The 1296-nt window shown below is 32.6% G+C and carries 2 pseudogenes; both read right to left on the bottom strand.

Annotated elements, in window-relative coordinates:
- Positions 1–279: 279 nt before the first annotated feature.
- A pseudogene (locus VXQ92_RS18575) lies at positions 280–552 on the bottom strand (DUF4113 domain-containing protein); the annotation flags it as partial.
- A gap of 71 nt (positions 553–623) precedes the next feature.
- A pseudogene (locus tag VXQ92_RS18570) lies at positions 624–1296 on the bottom strand (tyrosine-type recombinase/integrase); the annotation flags it as partial.

The following is a 1296-nucleotide window of genomic DNA, read 5'->3' as shown; positions in this document are numbered from 1 at the left end:
GTACTTCAAACTTTTGTTGTTGTAATATAACAAAGAAAGTATGATCATTTTTGCATTGAATTTCATATATGCCGTCATCATTGATTTCAACAATTGTTGTAATCTCACTATGATGAGTGCCATTTAGCCCGCACTTAATGCATGATATTGGAAGTTTCATTATGTACCTTATTTGTTTAGAATATTTAATTTAAAGTGGACATTATATAAATTTATTAAAATAAAAAATTATAATAAATTCATTTAAACGATATTTAATACTACTTTTGCGGTTAAATATTAGTTAATAATAGTTAGCAACTCATCCCACTTAAAAGGATTTCTGCTTAATTTATCCCGTGACATAGACCAGTTGCGACCTGGCACATAACACGTACTTATACCGAGTTTTTTCTTTCCAAATTTTGTATGTACGTTATCTAGTGTTTTCATCAATTGTTCCTTCTTTTCTATCATTTCAAAATCTGTAAGTAGGTCATAAGTATGGCCAGACTTTGGCTCTAAACATGTCAGCACTACGCCGCACTTCTTATATTTGATTCCTTCTTTATAGAATGGCTCACCATATTTAATAGTATGCTCAATGTAGAAGTAAACCCAATCTTTCATTTGATAATTCTCATTTATTCAGTAAGAGATTTAATTTTTTCAATCCACTTTGCATATGCTTCAGTTTGCTGTGGTAAATATTAGTAATAATCCTAAGTGCCTTGTTCGCCAGACATTACATGACCAATCATGAGTTGTGCAACATCACGCGAAGTAAATGCACTGAAATTAGTACGAGCAGTTCTTCGTAGATCATGAAGCGACCAATGTTTCATGTGATAATCATGATGCCTTCTAAGGCGTTCCATTACATAACCAGGCAACGAATTTGAAGAACCATGGCTCATAGGGGTTTCTTCACTGTCATTAGTTAAGAAGTACTCACAAGTGCTGTATTCAAAAGCCTCGACAATTAATGCCTCCATTTCAGGTAAAATAGGGCGAATAATTTCACGACCAGTTTTCTTGCCAGTCTTATTGTTTACTACAGGAACAACCCATACTTTTCTTTTTAAATCGAAATCTGTCTTTTTGGCTTTTCTGAGTTCGCCATGTCTACAACCAAACATTAAACATAGTTTTAAGAAAATTTTGTTTTTAGGCAAAATATTTGATTCTTCAATAGCCATCAAAACCATTTTAATTTCTTCATCAGAAAGAAATCTGGTTCCTCTATTTCGCTCAATGCCTAAATCTTCCTTGGCATAGATGTCAGATAAAACATTTACTTCAAGTAACTGTCTTTTT

The sequence above is a fragment of the Acinetobacter sp. 228 genome, from assembly GCF_048147885.1.
Note: the sequence above shows the minus strand (reverse complement) of the source record. Positions and strands in the feature narration are given on the sequence as shown.